The organism is Bradyrhizobium genosp. A, from assembly GCF_049949275.1.
Taxonomy (GTDB): domain Bacteria; phylum Pseudomonadota; class Alphaproteobacteria; order Rhizobiales; family Xanthobacteraceae; genus Bradyrhizobium.
This window is the reverse complement of the sequence record NZ_CP188196.1, coordinates 2,863,177-2,883,363: the sequence shown is the minus strand read 5'-3', so window position 1 is coordinate 2,883,363 and position 20,187 is coordinate 2,863,177. Positions and strand designations below refer to the sequence as shown.

Below are 20,187 nucleotides of genomic sequence, written 5' to 3'. Positions count from 1 at the left end.
CGTGAGCGAAGCGAACGACACTACGCGAGCGGTCTCCCTGGGACCATCACTAAAATTGTGCCAGGCCGCCGCAGACCTACGGTCTTGGCGCGATGCGAACGGGATTGCGCCGCGCCGTCGCACCGTCAGCCGACCGGCCCAATCGTCCGCTCATTGAGATCGATGATGCGGCCGGGCTTGAGCGGCCCCACGTCATTGATCTTGATGATGACCTTCTTGCCGACGGCCTCGACCAGCGCATATTTCGGTCTCGCCCCGAATTGGACCCCGCCAAATTTCCTACGCAAGCTCGTCTTGATGGCAGCTGTCCAGACCGAGGGATCATAACGCTCGCCGGAGGCTGTTCTCGGGCCGCCCTCCTCCTTGCCGGGCTTGAACGGATTGTACGTGGATGCTGCGCCAACGATCCCATCTCCACAGGCGGCATCGACGACGGCGCTTGAATGAACCCCACTTGCTTCACAACGGCCAACGGCAACAGAAACGCCAAGCGCAACCAGGGCGCCGCAAATCGCGGCGCTCGAGCGGAACACCATCATATCTCCTTTGATTTTTCGTGCGGTTCCCGATGCCGCGGAATATGGCCAAGCGAACGCGGACGCGTTTCGGCACTTGCGCCAATCTCTTGCGGATTCGAGCCAAACCTTGGCGGCGGAACCGTTGCGAGAACCTGAGCGGCCCCGCATCGTTAGTTGTCGCCGTCTAAGACAGAGATTGCGTCAGCAACATGACCCTGGGGCACGAGGCTCAATACCCGGAGTCTTACGCGCTCAACGGTGAGGCCCATTGCACAATGTCCGCAGCGGAGCGGACGCCTCGCCCTTCGAGACGACCGCTCCGCGGTCTCCTCAGGGTGAGGCTAAGCGGCATTCGCGCCTGTTGAACCTGTCGCCGCGCACTCCGCCCTCATCCTGAGGAGCCCGCGAAAGCGGGCGTCTCGAAGGATGCGCTGTCGTAGACCACTTTCTCAACCACGAGAGCCGGCGCCGCCCGTCACATCCCGCGCAAGAGCTCGTTCGCCACGACCCAGTCGTTGCTGTCGAACTGGAGCATCAGCAAACGGAGTTCCGCAAAATGGTCTTGCGTCGAGTTGCTGGTTAGTGGCGCCGCCGCAGACTGAAGCCCAGGCTGACCCAGCCGGCACCTGCCATAATCAAATCGATGCCGAGAAACAGGCCGAGGATGTAGACGCTGTTCACAGGCCAGCGCGCGAGGATCAAGAGGCCGAGCAGCAGCGTGATGATTGCAGACAATGCCACCCAGACCCACGGGCTTTCGCGCTTCATGCTGAAGGCGAGAAACAGCCGCACCGCGCCGGAGGCGAGCAGCGAGGCACCGAGGAACAGGGTCAGCAGCGCTGCTGCAAACAACGGGTTCTCGAAGGTCAGGAAGCCCGCGATGATGTAGAGCACGCCGAGCAGCGCCCAGATCAGGAACTTGCCCCAGCTCTTCATCTGGAAGGCGCCGATGATTTCGACAGCACCCGCGACGATCATCATGGCGCCGACCACGATCACGCTTGCCACCGTGGCCATCACCATGCTGCCGAGCGCGATGAAGCCAGTGACGAGATAGACGACGCCAAGGGCGACGATCCAGCCCCATTTGGCGTGCAACGCAGCGATGCCGGAGCCCAGGCTGGAAGGATGAGAGGTTTCCGAAGCGCTTGTCATGACGGCTACTCCTGCATGTGAAGCCCCAGAGCACATCTCACGATAGCACCGATAGCACCGGAACGACAGCCAGCAGAGCAGCCCCGGCGACCGCGAACCTTGACGCAGATCAAGCGCGCGACCGCTCCATCTCGAGCTCGGCCTTGAGATTGTCGAGGTCGCGATAAATTGAGGCGACCGCGAGCACACGGCCGCCCTTCCGGTATTTCAACAGGCAATCCTTATCTTTGATGCTGCCGTCGATGGCGATGTCGTCAAAACTCTCGGCGTGGCCGACATAGTTGATCGGCACGTCGTAATGCTGACTCCAGAAGAACGGCACGGCGTCGAAACGCTCGCGCTTGCCGAGCATGTTGCGCGCCGCGGTCTGGCCCTGTCGCTCCGCGACCACCCAATGCTCGACGCGGATGGTATGCCGCGAATGCGGATCGGGCCAGCGCGCGATGTCGCCGGCGGCGAAGATTCCGGCGATGCTGGTTTCGAGATATTCGCTCACGCTGACGCCGCGATCGGCCGCAAGCCCTGCGTGCTCCGCGAGCGCAAGCCGCGGCTTGACGCCGATGCCGACCACGACGAGATCAGCCTCGATGACGCCTCCGCTCTTCAGCGTCGCGCGGGTGCCGTCAAGCTTCTCCACGGTGTCCTTGAGATGGAAATTGACGCCGTTCTCCTCGTGCAACGCGCGAACGAAGTCGCCCATGTCGGGGCCGAGCGCGCGCTGCATCGGCCGCTCCTCCGGCGCGACCACATGCACCTCGAGTTTGCGCGCGCGAAGCGACGCCGCGACCTCGAGGCCGATAAAACTCGCGCCGATCACCAGCGCGCGCCTGGCGCTGCCGGCGGCCTTGATGATGGCACGGCTGTCAGCGACCGAGCGCAAGGTGTGGACATGCGGCTGGTCGGCGCCGGGGATCTGGAGCTTTATGGGCTCCGCACCGGTGGCGAGCAGCAGCCGGTCAAACGGGAGCTTGTCGCCATTGCCGAGCGTCACGCTGCGCGTCTTCGGATCGATCGCGGAGACGTTGGTGTTGAGCCGGAGATCGATGCCGGCGTCGTGGTAATAGTCCTCGCCGCGCAGCGGCAGCCAGTCCTCCGGCGCATTGCCGGCGAGATAATCCTTGGAGAGGTTGGGCCGGTCGACCGGCATCGCGCCGTCGCTGCTGAGCATGGTGATGGCGCCGGCAAAGCCCTCGCGGCGAAGCGTCTCGGCCGCCGCAAAGCCGGCCGCACCGCCGCCGACAATGACGAATTTCTCCGGCGTCGGCGCGCTGCGATGGGCCGCGGACGGTTTCGGTGCCTCGCGCTTGCGCTGAACGATGACGTTGTCGCGATCGCGCGTGACGTCCCACACCGCCAGCGCATTCAACGCCGGTGGACGCGTCGCCTGGCCCGACCGCAAGGAGAAGCAGGCATGATGCCAGGGACAGCGGATGGTGTCGCCGACCACCAGCCCTTCGGCGAGCGGGCCATGATAGTGGCTGCAGGACGGCTCGATCGCAAAGATCTTGCTGCCGGCCTGCACCAGCAGGACGTCCTCCTCGCCGACATGACCGAGCAATTTGCCGTCCTTGAAATCGGCGAGCGACACGCCCTTGGTCAGGTCGGGGCCGCTTGGCTTCTTGTCCTCGGTCATGGTCATCTCCCTGGCAGCTTAACGCGCAACGCAGGATTGGACGACGGCGACAGCGAAAAGTTCCTGCGATCGCGAAAATCAGGATTTTGCGGCCGCTTTCCGCACGTCGAGCACGGCCTGCGCCCATTCGGCCGGCCGTTCCTGCGGCAAATTATGACCGGCGCCCGCGAAGACACGCCGCTCGAAAAAGCCCTCGAATTTGCGCGCGTGATGCGTGGTGCCGGGATTGACGCCGTCGCTGTCGCCGTCGATCGCAATCGTGGGAACGCGGACCGGCGGTTGCTGGGCCAGCTTCGCCTCGATCGCCGCATAGGCAGGATCGCCCTCGACCAGCGCATAGCGGTGGCGATAGGAATGGATCACGACGTCGACGAAGTCAGGGTTGTCGAACGACACCGCGCTCTTCTCGAAGGTCGCGTCGTCGAATTGCCATGTCGGCGACCACATCGACCAGAGCTGACGGGCAAAGCCGCGGCGGTTGCGCTCCAGCGCGCGGCGGCCGCGCTCGTTGTGGAAGAGATATTGATACCACAGCGCTGCCTCCTCCGGCGGCGAGGCCGGCTCCATGGAGCGGGCGATATTCTGGATGTTGTAGGAATTGCCGGAGACCAGCCCGACCACGCGCTCGGGATGCAGCACCGAGACGACGCAGGCCGCGCGCCCGCCCCAGTCATAGCCGCCGACGACGGCGCGTTGGATGCCAAGGGCATCCATGAAGGCGAGCAGATCGGCGCCCAGAGCCGCCTGCTCGCCGGAGCGCAGCGTCCCGGGGAAACGGAAGCGCGTCGGCCCGTAGCCGCGTAGCCACGGCACCAGCACCCGCGCGCCGGCTTGGGCAATCAGCGGTGCAGCGTCGGCATAGGCGTTCACGTCATAGGGGAAGCCGTGGCCCATGATGCAGGGCCAGCCGTCCAGCGCGCCATCATCGAGATAGGCGATGTCGAGGATGTCGGTCGAGACGAATTTTTGTTGCATGGCTGCGGCAATTCTCTGCGAACCAACTTTGTTCCGTGGCTCGCTATCGTAGCCCGCCGCTATTTCTGCGGCCCCGACAGCGAGATCTCGCGTTCGGCGCGGAAGACGTTGCTGTAGAGATTGGCGATCCACTGCCGGCCGATCTCGGTCTTGTTAAGATAGCCGATCTCGGTCTGGATGTGCGGTGCGACGCTATTCCAATAGAATTGCGGATAGCGGTTCACGATGTCGGCGGGTGAATCATAGCCGAGTTGGCGGTTCATGCCGACCTCCTCGAACTCGTAATAGAGCGCATTGGCCTTGCGCAGATAGTTGGGATCGCCGAGCTGCCCGATGAAATCGGCGGCGCGCAGGATCGAGGCCTCGTCGTCGTATTCCTGTCCCTCGCGGGCCGGGAAGCGTGTCCCCTCGATGGCGCGGGCGACGCGCTCAGAGTCGACGCCGCGGATCGGCGGCAGCCGCCGCCTCACGAAAAGCTTCGAGCGGTCAACGTGATACATCATCAGACTGGCGTCCGAGGCGCCGCGCGGCAGCGACACCTTGGTGCCGGCCTCGTCGATGATGAAACCGTCTTCGTCATCCTCCGAAAACAGCCCGCGGACATAGCCGATATCGTGCGCAAGGCAGGCGATCAGAACATGAATATAGTCATCGGCATCGATGTGCGCATGAAGATTGCGGCCGAGCATGATGGCCTGGGCCGCCAGCGTCACCAGCATCGTATGCTCGATATTGTGATAGAGCGCGTCGCTGTTGCCGATGCATTCCATCGCTGTGCGCGTCGAGGCCTCCACCACCCTGGCATAGGTCTCGTCGTATCTGCGACGCATGAACGAGCCCAGCAACTTCTCCAGGGATTCAGCCGCCAGTCGCGGTAACGTCATCATGGATGCAGCCCCGTCTGTCGGTGGTGTCCCACGCTAGCTCCTGACGCCTCATACTTGCCCTCGACGCAGGCTCAGCATAGCCCAATCTGGGGCGACTGGCCAAATCCCGGAACAAAAATACGTAAATATGATACTCTCCCGCTACGCAGCATCGCGGCTGCGGTCAAAGTCCGCCGCATCTCACGGCCAGGCATGGGGAGCTTTGCCGGTCCGGCCAATGGCCGACCGTCAAACGCCGTTTTGATGGAAAGGACGTTGTTGGAAAGGACGTTGTTGGAAAGGACTTGGGAGAGCCGGGCGTCCACCGCAGTCGGATCAGGGCGCGGACGGCGGCGTCAATTCCCTTGCGCGACGCGCGCGAGCATCCGGTTGAACGCGACCTTGATCCTGCGGATGTACGGGTCCTTGTAAGGAAATTCCGGATTCTGGTCGTGCACCAGCATGGAGGCATTGACCTCGAACACGACGAGATGGCCGTCCCGGTCAAGACCGCAATCGATGCCGAAATAGTCGAGACCGATGCGATCGCGAATGCCTCGCAACGCCTGATCATGCGCCGCGCCAAAGACCTGCTCGGGCGCGCGCAGGAAGCGATCCTCCTCGTCCTGCATCCAGGCGTGACGCGCCATGTCGGTGGCATCGCGATGCAGCTTCCAGTTACCTCCGATCGCCAGATGATAAGGCAGGATCTCCTCGCCGATGAACAAGAACCTGTATTTCCGGAAGAAGCCGTCGGCGGAGCGATAGTCGATATAGTCGATCACGTAGCGGTCATGGTCCGGACGGGCGGCGAGAAACGCGGTCAGCGCCGCGGCGTCGTCGAGCTTTTCGAAGGCGTCGCCGCCATGCATCCCGGCCTGGCGCGCCAGCAAGGGAAAGACGAGGTCTGGGACGTCGGGAAGCCCCTCGCCGGCCGCGATGCGGATCGTGCGCGGCACGCGGCAGCCCTCGACGTCGGCGAGAGCCAAAGCCGTGGCGTCGCGCGTGGTGTTCTGGATCTTTGCGGGATCGTTGACGACCGCCTTGCCGAGGCTTCGTGCGATAGCGGTGGCGAGCGGAAGCACCTCCGCGCCCTGATCGGCGTCGGAGACGAGGTTGACGACGACGTCGGCCTCGCGCGCCAACAGCGCAATATCGGGCTGGCTGCCGGGCAGCAGCGACAGGATGCAGGTCTCGTAAGCGCAGTCCTTGAAAAGGAATTCGACCGGAGTGTTGCCGACGAAGGGCGCAAACAGCGCCAGCGCCCGAAACGCCGGCGGCGATGAGGTCGCGGGCCTGCGCAGGACTGGATGTGCTTGCGTAGCGTGGGCATAAGCGGCCTGCGCCGCGTCCGGCTCGCCGCGCGCCTGACGGATCGCCCCGACCCAGTAGAAATTCTCGGCCTGTCCGGGCGCGAGCGCCACGGCGCGCTCGAACTGCGCCACCGCCTCTTCGGTCTCGCCGAGTTCGAAGCAGACCTTGCCGAGCTGGCTGTGGAGCTCGGCATCCTCCGGCGTCTCCTCCAGCAATTCGAGCAGCAGGGTCCGCGCGATTGCGAACTGCCTGGTTGCGACCAGCGCCTGGACCAGATTGGTGCGCGACGGCCGGTGGCCCGGATTGCGACGGAGCGCCTCCAGGTAAAGCGAAATCGCGTCCTGCGTCTGGCCGCTGCGCTGATGAACGATGCCGAGATTGCACCAGCAGGCAACGAGATGCGGCGCGATGCGCAAGGCCGCCTTGTAGTTCGCGGCCGCGGCGCCGATGTCATCGCAAAGCATGAAGGCATTGGCGAGAGCTGCGTGCAGATCGGCGACGCCGTCGACCGCCACGCCGATCGACACCGTCGCCGCGAGCGCGAGCCCGGCCTGAAACACTGAGATCGCGCGCTTGATCTCGCCGCGCCGGTAGTGCTCGCGACCCGCGCGCAGCAGGTCAGATGCGCTCGGCGCGCCGAATGCCGGCGCCGGGAGGGCCATCGAGAGTGACGTCATGTGGCCTCCGGAGACGTCGCCGTGAAAGGTGACACCGTGCAGATGAAGTGAGCCGATATGTCGCGGGACATGGTTAAGAGCGCATTAACGAACCGCCGCTCGCCACATCCGGGAAACACGCCGAAACGAATTTTACGCACCCGGACGCATTTGTCACACAGCGGGAGCGGTAAAACTACGGTCACTCCACCAGCAGCACGTCCACGGCAACGCCGAGCTTCTGCTTCGGTGAGCCGACGATGATACCGTCCACGGGGGACACATCGGAGAAGTCGCGGCCGACCGCCAAGACGATATGATCGTTGGCGACCAGCAGATCATTGGTCGGATCGAAGTCGATCCAGCCGAGCTCCGCTCCGCACCACAGCGACACCCAGGCATGCGTCGCGTCCGCGCCCTGCAAGCGCGGCTGCCCCGCGGGCGGAATGGTGCGCAGATAACCGCTGACATAGGCCGCCGGCAGGCCAAGCCCGCGCAGCCCTGCGATCATCACATGGGCAAAATCCTGGCAGACGCCGTGGCGCTCGTCGAAGACCTCGTTGAGCGGCGTCGAAATCACGGTGGCCTTGGGGTCGTAGCGAAACTCGGTGCGGATGCGATGCATGAGATCAACCGCACCGGCGATGATGCCCGCGCCTGACGCAAAGCTCTCGGCAGCATAGGCACTGACGGGACGCAGCACCGGCACCAGCGGGCTCGCAAAGACATAACCGACCGGCGAAGACGGCCCGAGGCTTGTCGCTTCAAATGCGATGTCGCGGATGCTCTCCCAGGGTGGGCTAACGGCATCGCGCCCCGGTGGCTTCCGCTCGACGGAGACGCGCGAGCGCGCATCGATGCGCAAATTGCGATGCGCGGCCTCGATCACGATGCTCTCGGTCAGCGTGCCGAAGAAGTCGCGGCGGACGTGGCGCTCGGACGGGCGCGGGCGGATCTCGACCTTGTGCGAGATCAGCTCCTGACCTTTGCCGTCCTTCGGCTCGAGCCGCAGCGTGCAGCGGGCGAAGCTGACCGGGCTCTCGTACTCGTAGGTGGTGACGTGCCGGATGTCGTAGATCACGCCAGCCCCGTCAGCTTTTCCGGCCGGCTCGCATTCGGGCCGTGCGGGAAGTAATGCAGCCCGATCGCCTCGGCGAGGCTGAGCAGATCCTGCTCCAGCGAGAACAGCGTCTTGACCTCGAGCTTCTCGGCTTCCGCGGTCGCCAGCATGGACTGCACCGCGACTGCAAGCCGCTGCGGCTGTTCGATCAGGCCATGCTCCTTCAGGCTCGGCAGCGCCGCGATATGCTCGTTCAATGTCGCCACCTGGAAGGCGACCGAGCGGGGATTATAGCTGTCGAGCACCGCAAGGTCGCGCACCGGCGCCAGGATCGGCGCCAGCAGATAGCGCGAGCGATAAGTGATCTGGGAATCCACCAGCGTCAGCAGGATATCGAGATCCTCGTCGCCGGCCTCGTCATAAGCGAATTGCCGGGCAAAGCGCGCGGTGTTGACGGCGCGCTCGGTGCGGCGGCCGATATCGAGGAAGCGCCAGCCGGCGGCGCGGTTCATGTTCTCCTGCGCCAGACCTGCGAAGCTCGCAAGCTCCTGCAAGGTCAGCTCGGCGGCGCTCAGCACGCTGTCGTCGTCCTCGACCTCGTAGGACAGGCGGTCGGCCATCTCGGTGATGACCTGCCAGGCATCGGGCGACAGCCGCTCGCGCAACGAGGTCGCCGTGCGCAGCGCCGAGCGCACCAGCGACAGCGCCGAGCCGAAACGCGCCTCGCTCTGCAAGGCTTCGGCGACGATGCGCCCCGGCGCTGCGCGCGAGGTCTGCGAGATCGCGCCCCAGGTTACCAGCAGGCGCTGGATCCGTTCGGCCGATTGCAACGAGGCCGCGGTGCCCTTGTTGGGCCCACTCGGCGAGCCCAGCGCGCGCACCAGCCGCAGCGTCGCCTCGGCGCGTTCGAGATAACGGCCGAGCCAGAACAGATTGTCGGCGGCGCGGCTCGGCAGCACGCCGGCGATGCGGCGGATCCGCACCTTGTCCGTCGCTGGCAGCAGCGACGCGGTCGAGACCTTCTTCTCCGAGACCACCCAGACGTCGGCGGCACGCGCGCCGTCGCCCATCGACACCGCGCGCGCATCCGGCTGCTCGGCGATCCGGCAGAAGCCGCCGGGCATGATGGCCCAGCCGTCCGGCGTTGCGGCAGCAAACACGCGCAGCACGAAGGGACGCGGCGTGAGCTGGCCCTGCTCCCACACCGGCATGGTGGAGAGACGCACCACCTCCTGGCCGACATAATCCATGCCGCGAGCGCTGATGGCATCGACCAGGCGCTTGCGCCCGGCGGCGTCGAGCTCGCTCGCCAGCACCGGGCCATTGCTGTCGAAGCCGGGAACGCCGCGCCGATAGGCGCCTTCGATCGCGACCTCGTCGAGCCGCGCCAGCACCTCGTCCCGCGCGATGCGCTGGCCGCACCACCAGGTTGCGATATGCGGCATCTTCAGCTCTTCGCCGAGCAAGCGGCGACTGAGCGCCGGCAGGAAGCCGAGCAGCGCCCTCGCCTCCAGCACGCCGGAGCCCGGCATGTTGGCGACGACGACGCCGTCCTTGCGCAGCACGTCGATCAGGCCGGGCACGCCGAGATGCGAGGAGGCGTCGAGCTCGAGCGGATCGAGCGAGTTGGAATCGACACGACGCAGCAGCACGTCGAGCCGCTTCAGCCCCGCGACGGTCCGGATGTGGATGCGATTGTCGCTGACGGCGAGATCGTCGCCTTCGACCAGCAGGAAGCCGAGATAGCGCGCCAACGTCGCGTGCTCGAAATAGGTTTCGCTGAAACTGCCGGGCGTGAGCACGCCGATGCGCGGCTCGTCGCGATCGGCACGCGCGCGAAGCGAGTCGCGGAACGCTTCGAAGAACGGCGCGACGCGCGGCACGTTCATCGACTTGTAGAGATCGGAGAAGGCGCGCGAGAGCACCAGCCGGTTCTCCAGCGCATAGCCCGCGCCTGACGGCGCCTGCGTGCGATCGCCGAGCACCCACCAGCGGCCATCGGGCCCACGGCCGACATCGGCGGCATAGAGCGAGAGATAGCGCCCGCCCGGGGGCGGCACGCCACAGACGGGACGGAGATATTCGGGGCTGCCGGCGATCGCACCCGCGGGTAGCGCGCCTTCCGCGACCAGCCGCCCCTCGCCATAGACGTCGCGCAGCACGAGCTCCAAAAGCTCGGCGCGTTGGGTGATGCCGGCGGAGAGCTGCTTCCAGTCGGCCTCGTCGATCAGCAACGGCAGATGGCTGAGCGACCAGGGCCGGTCGGCGCTGTCGCCGGGGGCGCGGTAGGTGACGCCGGCCTCGCGGAGGTGACGGTCGGCCATGCCGAAGCGCCGCTCGACCTCGTCGGTCGCAAGTGCTCCGAAAGCATCGAAGAAGCGGCTCCAGACCGCGCGCGGGGCGCCGTCGGGCCTCAGGAATTCGTCAGGGATGCCGGGCAGGCGGCGATAGTCGCGGACCCATTGCGCGAGGCGGCGCTGGCCTTCGCGCTGGCCTTGCGCCTTACCCGCCCTGTCCTGTTCGGCTGCGCCCTCGCCCATGCGCCTCTCCCTGCCCCACCATCATACTCATTGCAGGAGCGGTGTCCGCAAGTCGAGGGTCAGCGGAAATTCATTTGTGCGTTCCTCGGGCGGCGGCTGCATCGGCCCCGGCGTATGGCCGTGGTCCTGGAACCGCGCCAGCCGCCGCGCCTCGGCCTCGTAGGTGTTGACAGGCTTGGTGTCGTAGCTGCGGCCGCCGGGATGGGCGACGTGGTAGACGCAACCGCCAAGCGAGCGGCCGTTCCAGGTGTCGATCAGGTCGAAGGTCAGGGGCGCGTGGACCGGAATGGTCGGGTGCAGGCCGGAGGCCGGCTGCCAGGCCTTGAAGCGGACGCCGGCGACGGCCTCCCCGGAGCGTCCAGTCGACGTCATCGGCAGGCGGCGGCCGTTGCAGGTGACGATGTAGCGTCCCTCCACAAAACCTTCAGCCTTGACCTGCAGCCGTTCGACCGACGAGTCGACATAGCGCACGGTGCCGCCGGCCGAGCCTTCCTCGCCAAGTACGTGCCAGGGCTCCAGCGCCTGGCGCAGCTCCAGCGTCACCCCGCCATGATGGACGCGGCCGAAGGCGGGGAAGCGGAATTCGAGCTGGGCCAGATACCATTCCGACTCGAACGGATAGCCGGAACTTTTGAGCTCGGACAGCACGTCCTGAAAATCTTCCCAGATGAAATGCGGCAGCATGAAGCGGTCATGCAGCGCGGTGCCCCAGCGCACGAACTTGCCTTGTTGCGGCTCGCGCCAGAATTTTGCGATCAGCGCGCGGATCAGGAGCTGCTGTGCCAGCGACATGCGCGGATCGGGCGGCATTTCGAGCGCGCGGAATTCGACGAGGCCGAGCCGGCCAGTGGGACCATCCGGCGAATAGAGCTTGTCGATGCAGATCTCGGCGCGATGGGTGTTGCCGGTGATGTCGACGAGCAGATGCCGGAACAGCCGGTCCACCAGCCACAGCGGCGTCTGGTAGCCCGGCGGCGGCACGTGCGAGAGCGCGATCTCGAGCTCGTAGATGCTGTCGTGGCGGGCCTCGTCGATGCGCGGTGCCTGGCTGGTCGGGCCGATGAAGAGACCGGAGAAGAAGTAGGACAGCGACGGATGCCGCTGCCAGTACAGAACCAGGCTCTTGAGCAGGTCGGGCCGGCGCAGGAACGGCGAATCCTGTGGGCTCGAGCCGCCGATCACGACATGATTGCCGCCGCCGGTGCCGGTGTGGCGGCCATCCACCAGGAAACGGTTGGCGCCGAGGCGTATCTTGCCGGCATCCTCATAGAGCCCGACGGTGATGTCGACCGCCTCGCGCCAATTCTTTGCCGGCTGAACGTTGACCTCGATCACGCCAGGGTCAGGCGTCACCTTGATGACCTCGATGCGCGGATCGAACGGCGGCGGATAACCCTCGACATGGACCAGGAGCTTCATCTCCTCGGCCGTGGCCTCAATCGCCGCGATCATTTCGAGATAATCCTCGATGCGCTCGACCGGCGGCATGAACGCGCAGATCACGCCGTCGCGGACCTCGATCGACAGCGCGGTACGGACGGGGACGGACGTGTTGAGCCGCTCGGGCGCGACCCGCGGCGGCGGCGATTCCGGGCGCGCCGGGAGGCTGAACACCGGCAGCTTGCCGCGCGGCTCCATCGGATCCTGCTCGATGATGTAGGGATATTGATCCGGCGGGACGTGGCCGAGCGAGCCGAGCGGCAGGCGCAGGCCCAGCGGCGAATCCCCCGGCATCAGGAACAGATGACTGCGCCGCAGTTGCCAGCGCTCGCTGCGCCAGCGCGGCGGCGCGTTCCAGCGCTGCACTGGCAGCACGAAGCCGCGTGGCGCGCGGAGGCCCTGATTGAACACCCGCGCCATCCGCGCCCGCGCCTCGGGATCGGACAATTTGGAGTCGGACGGATCGACGTTGACCGGAAGCTCGGCCTCCTTCTGCAGCCAGTAGACGGTGTCCTCGTAGGCCGGAATGATGTAGCCGGGATCGAGCCCGAGCCGCGCCGCCGTGCCTTCCATGAAATCCTCGGCGTCCTCGGTCTGGGCGCGCCTGGGATTCTCGATTTTTGCAATGAGGTCCGCGTTCTTCCAGATCGGCACGCCGTCCTTGCGCCAGTAGAGCCCAAACGCCCAGCGCGGCAGGCTCTCGCCCGGATACCATTTGCCCTGGCCGTAATGCAGCAGCCCGCCCGGCGCGAAGCGATGACGCAGGCGGCGGATCAGATCGTCGCCAAGCGCGCGCTTGGTCGGACCAACGGCTTCCGTATTCCACTCCGCCGCTTCGAGATCATCCACGGAAACGAAGGTCGGCTCACCGCCCATGGTGAGCCGCACGTCCTGGGCAGCGAGATCGCGGTCGACCTGCTCGCCGAGATCGTTGAGCCGCGTCCAGGATTCATCGGAGAACGGCTTTGTAATCCGTGGCGCCTCGCGGATACGGCGGATGCTCATGTCGAAGGCGAACTCGACCTCGGCAAAGGCGGCACCACCGGAGATCGGCGCGGCCGAACGATAATGCGGCGTGGCGGCAACGGGGATGTGCCCCTCGCCCGCGAGCATGCCGGAGGTCGCATCAAAACCGATCCAGCCCGCGCCCGGCAGATAGACCTCGGCCCAGGCGTGCAGATCGGTGAAGTCGTTCTCCACTTCCGGCGGGCCCTCGATCGGATCGATGTCGGGACGGATCTGGATCAGGTAGCCGGAGACGAAGCGCGCAGCGAGGCCGAGATGGCGGAAGGTCTGGATGAGAAGCCAGGCGGAGTCGCGGCAGGATCCGGCGCAGGAGGTGAGCGTCTCCTCCGGCGTCTGCACGCCCGGCTCCATGCGGATGACGTAGTTGATCTTCTGTTGCAGCTCCCTGTTCAGGTCGACCAGGAAGTTGACCGTGTTCGGGGCTTCGCGCGGGATCGAGGCGAGGTATTTTGCGAAGTGAGGATCAGGCTTGATGGTCTCGAGATAAGGCGCCAGCTCTGTCTTCAGGTCTTTTGTGTATTCGAATGGAAAGCTGTCAGCATAGGGCTCGACGAAGAAATCGAACGGGTTGACCACGGTCATCTGCGTCGTGAAGTCGACTTCGAATTTCAGCTCGGTGGTCTTCTCCGGAAAGACGTAGCGGGCGAGCCAGTTGCCCTGCGGGTCCTGCTGCCAGTTCACGAAGTGATTGGCCGGGGTGACCTTGAGCGAATAGCTCAGGATCGGCGTACGCGTATGCGGCGCCGGCCGCAGCCGGATGGTCTGCGGTCCCAGATCGATCGGGCGGTCGTATTTGTAGTGCGTGACGTGGTGCAATGCGACGTAGATCGACACGGGGTACGGTACTCCAGCAGCTTTTTTGAGCAGAACACCGCTGGTGACCTCGATCAAGCACTAACAACGGGCAGTGCGTGCCTACGGCACGGGCTGCACGCACACCTACATCGTCGCGCCCAGCACCCAGGGCGCGAATTCGGCGCCGCCGAAATCGAAGCTTTCGCTCTTGGTGGGTTGGCCGGACGCGGTCTTGAGGATGAGGTCGAAGATGCGCTGGCCGCACTCCTGGACGCTCTCCTCGCCTTCGAGGATGGTGCCGCAATTGACGTCCATGTCCTCTTCCATGCGCTTGTACATGGGCGTGTTGGTGGCGAGCTTGATCGAGGGCGCGGGCTTGCAGCCGAACACGCTGCCGCGGCCGGTGGTGAAGCAGACGAGGTTGGCGCCGCCGGCGACCTGGCCGGTGGCGGCGACCGGATCGTAGCCGGGCGTGTCCATGAACACGAAGCCGCGCTTGGTCACCGGCTCCGCATAGCGCAGCACATCGACCAGATTGGTGGTGCCGGCCTTGGCCATCGCGCCGAGCGACTTTTCCAGGATGGTGGTGAGACCGCCGGCCTTGTTGCCGGGGCTCGGATTGGCGTTCATCTCGGCGCCTTCGCGCGCGGTGTATTCGTCCCACCAGCGCATCAGGTCGACCAGCTTCTCGCCGACCTCGCGGCTGACCGCGCGGCGCGTCAGCAGATGCTCGGCGCCGTAGGTCTCCGGCGTCTCCGACAGGATCACGGTGCCGCCGTGACGGACGATGAGATCGCTGGCAGCGCCGAGCGCCGGGTTGGCCGACACGCCGGAATAGCCGTCCGAGCCGCCGCATTGCAGCGCCACGGTGAGCTCGCTCGCGGCGACAGTCTCACGCTTGACCTTGTTGGAGTCAGTGAGCGCCTCGCGCACGAAGGCAATGCCGGCTTCCACCGTCTTGCGGGTGCCGCCGACGTCCTGAATGTCCATCGCGCGCAGGCGGCCGGCGAGCTTCTGCTCCTCCATCAGGCCGCCGATCTGGTTCACCTCGCAACCGAGGCCCAGCACGATGACGTGCGAAAAATTGACGTGCCGCGCATAGCCGCCGAGCGTGCGGCGAAGCAGCGCGAGCGGCTCGTTCTGCGTCATGCCGCAGCCGGTCTTGTGGGTCAGCGCGACCACGCCGTCGACATTGGGGAATTCGGCCAGCGGGTTGTCGCCGGTGAAGGGATTCTTCTTGAAGACGTCGGCGACGAGACCCGCGACATGCGCGCTGCAATTCACCGAGGTGAGGATGCCGATATAGTTGCGCGTGGCGACGCGGCCGTCCGGGCGGCGGATGCCCTCGAAGGTCGCCGGCAGGTCGAAATTCGGCGTCGGCTTGACGTCGGCGCAATAGGCATAGTCCTTGGCGAAATCGCCCATGCCGATGTTCTGCACGTGCACGTGCTGGCCCGGCGCGATTGGCGCGGTCGCAAAGCCGATGATCTGGCCATAGCGGATGACCGGCTCGCCCACCGCGATCGGCTTGACCGCGACCTTGTGGCCGGAGGGAATGCGCTCGACCGTGGTCACGCCGTCGGCGACCAATGTTCCCGGCGGCAGGCTGGCGCGCGCGATCAGCACGCCATCAGCGGGATGCAGGCGGATGACGGGGCTGATGGTCATGGGAGGTCTCCTATATCAAAACTATCGTGCCCCGGACGCAGCGCAGCGTGAAACGGTGCGCTGCTGAGCCGGGGCCCATGTATCCTGCGTCGGCAACCGGGTCCCGGCTCTGCGGCGCATCACTTCGTGCTGCGCCGCGTCCGGGACACAGAGAGATCAGGCCTTTCCGCCCGAATCCTTGCGGGTCGCGTTGACCTGCATCTTGGCGTAGGTCGTCATCATGCCGACCTCGTTCGAGAGCGTCACCAGCTTGAAGCCCATGTTGATGGCGCGTGCCGCGCCTTCGGCGCCGCTGCAATGGATGCCCGGATGGAGACCGCGCTTGTCGCACTCCTTGATGATCTTGTCGTAGATCGCGAGGATCTCCGGTTCGGTGCGATCGAGCTTCGGCTCGAGGCCGTAGGAGAAGCCGAGGTCCGACGGGCCGATGTAGACACCGTTGAGGCCTTCGACGTCGAGAATCGCCTCCATGTTCTCGACCGCGGTTTTGGTCTCCATCATCGGCAGCAGCACGATGTCATCATTCGCGGTCTTCTGGTACGAGCCCGCGGTGCCGTACATGCCGGCGCGGATCGGGCCGTTGGAGCGCACGCCCTTCGGCGGGTACTTCGCATAGGAGACGAGGTTCCTGGCTTCCTGCGGCGTGTTGACCATCGGGCAGATCACGCCATAGGCGCCGCCGTCGAGCACCTTGCCGATGATGCCGGGCTCGTTCCAGGGCACGCGGACCATCGGGGTCACCGGATGCTTGTCCATGGCCTGGAAGCACTGCACCATCGACAGATAGTCCTGCACGCCGTGCTGCATGTCGACGGTGACGCTGTCGAAGCCGCATTGCGCGATCATCTCAGCCGAGAAGCCGGAGGGAATCGCCAGCCACGCGTTGACCACGGCCTTGCCCGACTTCCAGATTTCCTTGACCTTGTTCGCCACGTTGCCTTCCTTCTTTGTTGTTGGGACCTTCGTCACCACGCCGAGCGCCGCGACCGGCGATCCTGCTTACGGTTGCCGATTTTCGACGGATCGGCTTGAGCGGCACTTTGAGCGAAAAACCGCGTCAATGTCCATGGCCGACGCCGGGCGCGCGCGCATATCTGCATTCACTCCTCCGCACTTGCCTCCTCGCTCGCGCCGAGTCCCGCAAGACTCTGCTCGAGCTCGCCGAGCATCTCCTGCAACTCGGCAAGCTTGCGTGCGCCAAAGCGCCGCGTGATCTCGGCATAAATCGCTTCCGAAGACGGCGCAACGGAGGCCATCAGCTTCACGCCCTTTTCCGAGATCGAGACCATGCTGCGGCGCTGGTCCGCCTTCGCCGTCTTGCGCTCGATCAGATTGCGCGCCTCGAGATCGCGCAGGATCCGCGACAGGCTTGGCCCGAGGAGAAACGCGGTGCGCGCGAGTTCCGTGACCTCGGCCGCCTCGATCGCGGCGAGCGCGCGGAGAATGCGCCATTGCTGCTCGGTCAGGCCGTGCTCGCGCAGCGATGGGCGAAATTGCCGCATCACCGCCTCGCGCGCGCGCAGCAGCGACATCGGCAGCGATCGCGAGAAATCGCGCATCGGCACCTGGCGCGCGGCCGGCGCGTTTCCGTTGGTGGGGTCAGCCGGTCTCTTCGCCATATCGCCCTTTCAAAGCTGCCCTTTCAAAGTCGCCCTTTCAGACTGCAAAACGTTTGCAGTGCAGCAAGCCCGATTTGGGTTTGACGCATACACTTAACATGTTAAGTATCTCCGGGCACCATGATTTCCAGAGATCACCGATGGCGCTTTCCAACGACGATATCCGAGCTTGCGCGAACCGTCTGCACCAGGCGGGGAAGACCCGCGTGCAGATCCGGCAGCTCTCGCAGGATTTTCCTGACATCACCATCGCCGATGCCTACGCGATTCAGAAGGCGTGGGTCGACATCAAGATTGCCGAAGGGCGCGTCGTCAAAGGCCACAAGATCGGCCTGACCTCGAAGGCGATGCAGAGCGCGCTTGACATCAACGAGCCGGATTCCGGCGTGCTGCTCGACGACATGTTCTTCGCCGATGGCGGCCTCGTCCCGACCGAGCGCTTCATCGCGACGCGGGTCGAGGCTGAGCTTGCCTTCGTCATGAGCAAGCGCCTGTCCGGCCCCGACTGCACGATGTTCGACGTGCTCAACGCCACCGATTTCGTCGTGCCTGCGCTGGAGATCCTTGACACGCGCATCGAGCGCGTCGATCCCAAGACCAAGGCGACACGCAAGATCTACGACACCATCGCGGACAACGCCGCAAATGCCGGCATCGTGCTCGGCGGCAGGCCGATCCGCCCGCTCGACGCGGACCTGCGCTGGATCGGCGCGCTCTGTTTCAAGAACGGCCAGCTCGAGGAAACCGGTCTCGCCGCCGGCGTGCTCAATCATCCCGCGACTGCGGTGGCCTGGCTTGCGAACAAGATCGCGCCGCTTGGGCTGGCGATGGAGCCTGGCCAAATCGTACTCGCCGGCTCCTTCATCCGCCCGATCGAGACCCGCAAGGGCGACACAATTCAAGCCGACTATGGCGCCTACGGCTCGGTCAGCTGCTACTTCGCTTGAAGCAATAAGACTACACAGGGAGTGGAACCGCCATGCCGCATTTCACGATCGAATATTCGGCCAATCTCGATGGCCGTCTCGACATCGGCGCCGTCTGCGAGATCGTGCGCAAGGCGGCGATTGAAACTGGCATCTTCCCGCTCGGCGGCATCCGCGTGCGCGCCGTCAGGTGCGAGCATTATGCGATTGCGGATGCGCTGCACGATTACGGTTTCCTCGACATGGTGCTGCGCATCGGCGAGGGCCGCGACCTTCCGACGCGCAAAAAGGCCGGCGAGCATGTCTTTCAGGCGCTCTCAAAACATCTCGATCCCGTCTTCGCCGCCAGCAAGCTCGCCCTGTCGTTCGACATGCAGATCAACGACAAAGACACCAGCTGGAAGCGCAATAACATCCACGACGCCCTGAAAGCGGAGGCCGCCCATGGATAAGCCCACCCCGAAAGCCGATGTATTCCAGGCCAACCGCGACCGCGTCGCGCCGCTGCTGAAGAAGCTCACCGCCGACGGCATCGGTCACATGATCGACGGCAAGATCGTGCCGTCGATCTCCGGCGCGACGTTTGAGACGAAGTCGCCGGTCGATGGCGCGACGCTCGCAAGCGTTGCGCGCGGCAATGCCGAGGACATTGATGCAGCAGCGACCGCCGCCGCGCTTGCCTTCAAATCCTGGCGCGATATGGGGCCGGCGATGCGGAAGAAGCTGCTGCATCGGGTCGCCGACGCGATCGAGGACAATGCCGACGACATCGCCGTGCTCGAATGCATCGACACCGGCCAGGCCTATCGCTTCATGGCCAAGGCCGCGATCCGCGCCGCCGAAAATTTCCGCTTCTTCGCCGACAAATGCGCCGAAGCGCGCGACGGCCTCAACACGCCGAGCGACGAGCACTGGAACATCTCGACCCGCGTGCCGATCGGTCCCGTCGGCGTGATCACGCCGTGGAACACGCCGTTCATGCTCTCGACCTGGAAGATCGCCCCCGCGCTGGCGGCCGGCTGCACCGTCGTGCACAAGCCGGCCGAGTGGTCGCCGGTGACGGCCTCCGTCCTGGCGAAGCTCGTCAAGGAAGCCGGCGTGCCCGACGGCGTGTTCAACACCGTACACGGTTTTGGCGAAGAGGCCGGCAAGGCGCTGACCGAGCATCCCGCCATCAAGGCGATCGGCTTCGTCGGCGAGAGCGCGACCGGATCGGCGATCATGGTGCAGGGCGCGCCGACCTTGAAGCGCGTGCATTTCGAGCTTGGCGGCAAGAACCCGGTGATCGTGTTCGACGACGCCGATCTCGACCGCGCGCTCGACGCGGTCGTGTTCATGATCTACTCGCTCAACGGCGAGCGCTGCACGTCCTCCAGCCGCCTGCTGATCCAGCAAAACATCGCGGAGAAATTCATCGAGAGACTGACCGCACGCGTGAAGGCGCTGAAGGTCGGCCATCCCCTCGATCCCTTAACCGAAATCGGGCCGCTGATCCATGAGCGGCACCTGGCAAAAGTCTGCTCCTATTTCGACGTCGCGCGCCAGGACGGTGCCACGATCGCCGTCGGCGGCAAGGCCTATGACGGCCCGGGCGGCGGACATTATGTCGAGCCGACGTTGGTCACTGGCGCGAGCGGCAAGATGCGCGTCGCGCAGGAAGAGGTGTTCGGTCCCTTCCTCACCGTGCTGCCCTTCAAGGACGAGGCGGACGCGATCGAGATCGCCAACGACATCCGCTATGGCCTCACCGGCTATGTCTGGACCAACGATGTCGGCCGGAGCTTGCGCGTCGCCGACGCGCTCGAGGCCGGCATGATCTGGCTGAACTCGGAAAACGTCCGCCATCTGCCGACGCCATTCGGCGGCATGAAGGCGAGCGGCATCGGCCGCGACGGCGGCGATTACTCGTTCGACTTCTACATGGAAACCAAGCATGTCTCGCTGGCGCGGGGCACGCACAAGATTCAGAGACTGGGAATCTGACGCTCGTCGTTCC

15 protein-coding genes are annotated in these 20,187 nt (G+C 65.2%); 3 read left to right on the top strand and 12 right to left on the bottom strand.

What is annotated here, in order from left to right; all coding sequences use genetic code 11:
* Window positions 1-125 precede the first annotated feature (125 nt).
* The 12 genes from ACP2YP_RS13335 to hpaR all read right to left on the bottom strand — a co-directional run bounded on the left by ACP2YP_RS13335 (window position 126) and on the right by hpaR (window position 17,265).
* Window positions 126-539 (bottom strand): RlpA-like double-psi beta-barrel domain-containing protein, encoded by a 414-nt coding sequence (locus tag ACP2YP_RS13335; RefSeq protein WP_426424645.1) that lies wholly within the window; start codon window positions 537-539, stop codon window positions 126-128.
* Between the two features lie 558 nt (window positions 540-1,097).
* Window positions 1,098-1,673 (bottom strand): HdeD family acid-resistance protein, encoded by a 576-nt coding sequence (locus ACP2YP_RS13330; RefSeq protein ID WP_426424644.1) that lies wholly within the window; start codon window positions 1,671-1,673, stop codon window positions 1,098-1,100.
* 109 nt (window positions 1,674-1,782) lie between these two features.
* Window positions 1,783-3,306 (bottom strand): FAD-dependent oxidoreductase, encoded by a 1,524-nt coding sequence (locus ACP2YP_RS13325; RefSeq protein ID WP_426424643.1) that lies wholly within the window; start codon window positions 3,304-3,306, stop codon window positions 1,783-1,785.
* Between the two features lie 78 nt (window positions 3,307-3,384).
* Entirely contained in the window at window positions 3,385-4,281 is an 897-nt protein-coding gene (locus ACP2YP_RS13320) for an alpha/beta fold hydrolase (protein ID WP_426424642.1), read from the bottom strand.
* A gap of 59 nt (window positions 4,282-4,340) precedes the next feature.
* Window positions 4,341-5,168 carry an HD domain-containing protein gene (locus tag ACP2YP_RS13315; RefSeq protein ID WP_426424640.1) on the bottom strand — a complete coding sequence of 276 codons (828 nt, stop codon included), beginning with the start codon at window positions 5,166-5,168 and terminating at the stop codon, window positions 4,341-4,343.
* Window positions 5,169-5,503: 335 nt separating this feature from the next.
* Entirely contained in the window at window positions 5,504-7,138 is a 1,635-nt protein-coding gene (locus ACP2YP_RS13310) for a tetratricopeptide repeat protein (protein ID WP_426424639.1), read from the bottom strand.
* A gap of 181 nt (window positions 7,139-7,319) precedes the next feature.
* On the bottom strand, window positions 7,320-8,198 hold the full coding sequence (locus ACP2YP_RS13305; RefSeq protein ID WP_426424638.1) for a transglutaminase family protein: 879 nt from the start codon (window positions 8,196-8,198) through the stop codon (window positions 7,320-7,322).
* Window positions 8,195-10,717 (bottom strand): circularly permuted type 2 ATP-grasp protein, encoded by a 2,523-nt coding sequence (locus ACP2YP_RS13300; RefSeq protein ID WP_426424637.1) that lies wholly within the window; start codon window positions 10,715-10,717, stop codon window positions 8,195-8,197. Before ACP2YP_RS13300 ends, ACP2YP_RS13305 begins: the two co-directional genes overlap by 4 nt.
* A 27-nt stretch (window positions 10,718-10,744) precedes the next feature.
* Window positions 10,745-14,017: a DUF2126 domain-containing protein gene (locus tag ACP2YP_RS13295; RefSeq protein WP_426424636.1), complete on the bottom strand. Its 3,273-nt coding sequence runs from the start codon at window positions 14,015-14,017 to the stop codon at window positions 10,745-10,747.
* Window positions 14,018-14,122: 105 nt separating this feature from the next.
* Window positions 14,123-15,646 (bottom strand): UxaA family hydrolase, encoded by a 1,524-nt coding sequence (locus ACP2YP_RS13290; protein ID WP_426424635.1) that lies wholly within the window; start codon window positions 15,644-15,646, stop codon window positions 14,123-14,125.
* Between the two features lie 156 nt (window positions 15,647-15,802).
* The gene (locus tag ACP2YP_RS13285; RefSeq protein ID WP_426424634.1) at window positions 15,803-16,579 is read right to left on the bottom strand and encodes an HpcH/HpaI aldolase family protein; all 777 of its coding nucleotides are present in this window, start codon (window positions 16,577-16,579) and stop codon (window positions 15,803-15,805) included.
* 167 nt (window positions 16,580-16,746) lie between these two features.
* Entirely contained in the window at window positions 16,747-17,265 is a 519-nt protein-coding gene (gene hpaR / locus ACP2YP_RS13280) for a homoprotocatechuate degradation operon regulator HpaR (RefSeq protein ID WP_426424632.1), read from the bottom strand.
* Between the two features lie 140 nt (window positions 17,266-17,405).
* Here hpaR and hpaH point away from each other — a divergent pair, with 140 nt between their 5' ends.
* From hpaH to hpaE, 3 genes are read left to right on the top strand one after another with little or no spacing between them, the layout of a single operon-like run.
* Window positions 17,406-18,212, top strand: coding sequence for a 2-oxo-hept-4-ene-1,7-dioate hydratase (gene hpaH, locus ACP2YP_RS13275; protein ID WP_426424631.1), 807 nt, complete (start codon window positions 17,406-17,408; stop codon window positions 18,210-18,212).
* Between the two features lie 32 nt (window positions 18,213-18,244).
* Window positions 18,245-18,643, top strand: coding sequence for a 5-carboxymethyl-2-hydroxymuconate Delta-isomerase (locus ACP2YP_RS13270; protein WP_426424630.1), 399 nt, complete (start codon window positions 18,245-18,247; stop codon window positions 18,641-18,643).
* Complete coding sequence (hpaE, locus tag ACP2YP_RS13265; protein WP_426424629.1) at window positions 18,636-20,174, top strand: 5-carboxymethyl-2-hydroxymuconate semialdehyde dehydrogenase; 1,539 nt, start codon at window positions 18,636-18,638, stop codon at window positions 20,172-20,174. The genes ACP2YP_RS13270 and hpaE overlap by 8 nt, the downstream gene beginning before the upstream one ends.
* Window positions 20,175-20,187 lie beyond the last annotated feature (13 nt).